Below are 3,347 nucleotides of genomic sequence, written 5' to 3'. Positions count from 1 at the left end.
GTGCGCCGCGTCACACACCCGGAGAGTGTCATTTCCCAATGGCAGGATGTCAACCGTCGGGATCGCCGGGCTGGCCGTCGAGGAGGCTGGTCCCTCGTCTCGGCCCGGGCGCTCGACAAGCGGTGTGAGGCCCGATTCCGCGCATACAATCTGGATTCCGCGAATCCTCGCGGCGAGGCACCAGGAGGTCGCGATGCTCGCAACGGTGATCGCAATCGCCGTCGTGGTCACGATCGGTGTGACCGGCTTCGGCATCCTCGGATGGATCGCGACCAGACAGCGCCGTCCGATGCAACGCCCCAGCGACGGCTGGGACACGGTCCGGTCGCCACGCCGTGGGACCCGATCACAGAAGGGCGCTTTCTACGTCTCCGGTGGCACGGTGTTCGGCAGCGATCACGGCAGCCAGCCGTCCACCGGGTACGACGGCGTCAGCGGACACGGCGGACACCACAGCTGCGGACACGGCGGACACAGCTGCGGCGGCGGGTCGAGTTGCGGTGGTGGTTCCTCCTGCGGCGGAGGAGGAGGCGGGTGCGGTGGCGGCGGCGGGTCGTAGCCCCGATCCGTCCCATGCCGCCCGCGCGGGCGCGGTGGGTCTGGGGTGGCGGCCGGAGCTGGCCGACATGTTGCTCGACGACGGCCGTCTCGGGTTCAGCGAGGTCATCGCCGAATCCATCTGCTGCCACCTGCCGGACCAGTTGGCCGAGCTCCGTGCGCTGGATGTCCCGGTCATCACCCACGGGGTGTCGCTGTCGATCGCCTCGCCGGATGCCCTCGCCGATCGCACCGCGGTCGATCATCTGCGCGACGTCTCGCAGATGCTCGATTCCCCCGTCGTCTCCGAACACATCGCGTTCACCCGCACCGGCGGCACCCCGCGCGGCCCACACGCAGATGTGCTCGACACGGGGCACCTGTTGGCTCCGCCGCTGACCCCAGAGTCTGCCCGGGTCGTCGCCGCGAATGCCCGTGTGGTCGCCGACATCGTGGGGCGACCCTTCGTACTCGAGAACATCGCATCGACAATGGCTTTCGCCGAATCGCGGTGGACTGAGGCCGACTACTTCGACCATCTGGCCTCGATCTGCGACACCGGCTACATCCTCGATGTGTCCAACGTGCTCGCCGCGGCGTCGTTGCACGGCACGGATCCGGCGGTGGTCATCAATCGCTACCCGCTCGAGCGGGTCGCCTACCTGCACGTCGGTGGCGGCTTCTACGGTCCCGACCACCTCTACCGCGACACCCACACCCATCGAGTTCATCCCGACGCCTGGACACTGCTGCGTGAGGTGCTGGCCAACCCGCGCCTGCGTCACGCCAACGTCTTGGTGGAATGGGACGGTGAATACCGCGGCGCCGACATCGCCTGCGACATCGAGGTGTTGAGCGGGCTCGTCGGCCACGACCCTCCCGCCTTTCCCGTATCGGGTCCGCAGACGAGACGCGCTCGGCCACGCCTGCGTCGCCGACGGGGCGCCTACGCTGCGAGGTTGAACTCGACCGTGACCGACCTGATGCTCGGGCGCGTTCCCGCCGGGTTCGGTGACAGCGCCGCACATGCCACGTCGAACACGTTGTGGGGCAAACGCTTCTTCGAGGCCGCCACCGCCGACCCCGCGATACGGAACATCCCCGATGCGCGTCTGCGGTTCGCCGAGCATGCCCGCGCCCACCCTCGTCGCGTGTCACCTCGTGACGACGCGCGACGATTCCTCGACGGCTGGGACCGCACCCCGCCGAGGTCCGACCTGCACCGCCCGGATCACGGACGTGACGACGAGTCGGGCTAACACAATGCCGTGCGTCTGCGACTATCGGGTACGTTCTGGTACCCCGCACGCGAAGGCGGTATTTCTGTGACAGATCATCGACCCCACGACGTCGACGCGTCGGTCACCCGGGCTCGCGACATCGACCGGGTGTCGGTCATGGGCATGCTGGACAACGCGCTGATGGACGGACAACTCGACTACATCGAGCACAGCCGTCGCGTGACCGTTGTCGGAGAAGCCACCACGATGGGCGAACTCGCGTGGATCACGGCCGATCTGCAGCCGAGCGAACCAGCCGAGATCTCCGACTCGCCCGCGGGGGCCGAGTCCGGGTGGCGTCGAGGTCGGCGTCGACTCGTCCTCATCGGCGCGGCGATCCTGGTCGCCGTGATCGCTGCGACCGCCACGGTGACGACCCTGGTCAGCGACGACGATGCCCCGTCTCGGGTCGCGGTTCCCGGTGATCCCTCGATCGCAGGCGCGATGTTCACCGCCGACGCGATCCGCGACGTCGTGCAGGCGACCCGTGAGCGCTTCGGCACGACGGTCGTCGAGGGTATCCACCTCTACGCCGAGAGCGCTGAGCTCTACGTCTTCGATCCCGCGTCGCCGGTCGGGCACACGCACTACGACTACTCGCCGGGCGGGGAATTCCATTCACCCGAGTACTACAGCGGACTCGCCGTGAGCAGTGGTGACGCGCCCGTCGATCTGGCGAAGATCGACGTGGAGCGCGTCGTCGGACTCATCGCATCGGCACCCACTCGCCTCGGGGTGAGCGGCGCGAAGGTGAGCAACAACCAGTTCCGCGTCACCGTGGGTGGCGACGATGGCGGCGAGATCTGGATGGGCGTCAACGGCATCGCCATCGACTCACATCTCGTCGCCCATCTCGACGGCACGATCAAGGGGATCGCCCGCTGCGGCTGGGGTTGCTGACCGTCTGCGGTGATCGGCCACGGAGTCGACCGCCCCGTGCGCATGACCGAATGGGTATTACGGTCGACGAATGACGACCAGCCTGCGCCGCGGCGAGAACTCACAGCTCGACATCCATCAGTTCACGGCAACGGTCGCCGGTCCGGCTGTGGGGTCGTGCGATCTCATGGTGTTCTGTGTGACCGAGGCGGGGCGGGTGCGTTCCGACGACGATTTCGTGTTCTTCAACAACCCGGTGGCGCCGGGCGGCGCGGTACGGCTCGTCGGAACCGACGCCGTCGAGGTGGACCTCGGTGCCGTCCCGGCCGACGTCCACACCCTGCGCATCGCAGTGGTTCTCGACGGCGCGGCACAGGGAACCCTGGCCGATGTGCGCGGCCTGTCGGTGACCATCGGCGCGCTCGCCATGCCCGCCACCGGGCTGAGTACCGAACGCGCGGCCGTTCTGACCGAGATCTACCGACGCGGCGACGAGTGGAAGGTCCGCAATGTCTCGGCCGGATGGGATGCGGGTTTCACGGCCCTGGTGACCGAACACGGTGTCAGCGTCGACGACGGGCCCGCTCCGGCCGCACCGTCGACGCCGGCGCCCACCGCGCCCCCTCCGCCTGCCATCACACCGCCTGCCAC

4 protein-coding genes are annotated in these 3,347 nt (G+C 68.4%); all 4 read left to right on the top strand.

Annotated elements, in window-relative coordinates; genetic code table 11:
• Window positions 1-193 precede the first annotated feature (193 nt).
• A complete protein-coding gene (locus tag JHC79_RS23070) occupies window positions 194-559 on the top strand; it encodes a hypothetical protein (protein WP_296395304.1) in 366 nt (121 codons plus the stop codon).
• Window positions 504-1,796: a DUF692 family multinuclear iron-containing protein gene (locus tag JHC79_RS23065; protein ID WP_296395302.1), complete on the top strand. Its 1,293-nt coding sequence runs from the start codon at window positions 504-506 to the stop codon at window positions 1,794-1,796. The genes JHC79_RS23070 and JHC79_RS23065 overlap by 56 nt, the downstream gene beginning before the upstream one ends.
• A gap of 66 nt (window positions 1,797-1,862) precedes the next feature.
• Window positions 1,863-2,717: a DUF1707 domain-containing protein gene (locus JHC79_RS23060; protein ID WP_296395300.1), complete on the top strand. Its 855-nt coding sequence runs from the start codon at window positions 1,863-1,865 to the stop codon at window positions 2,715-2,717.
• 70 nt (window positions 2,718-2,787) lie between these two features.
• A partial coding sequence (locus JHC79_RS23055; RefSeq protein ID WP_296395298.1) for a TerD family protein occupies window positions 2,788-3,347 on the top strand: 560 nt, incomplete at its 3' end.

It is taken from the genome of Williamsia sp., assembly GCF_016462415.1.
Taxonomy (GTDB): domain Bacteria; phylum Actinomycetota; class Actinomycetes; order Mycobacteriales; family Mycobacteriaceae; genus Williamsia_A.
This window is presented reverse-complemented; position numbering and strand designations above follow the sequence as displayed.

Bases quoted from the DNA above. Each gene is read 5' to 3' on its own strand.
- JHC79_RS23070 (WP_296395304.1), top strand. From the start codon at position 194: ATGCTCGCAACGGTGATCGCAATCGCCGTCGTGGTCACGATCGGTGTG.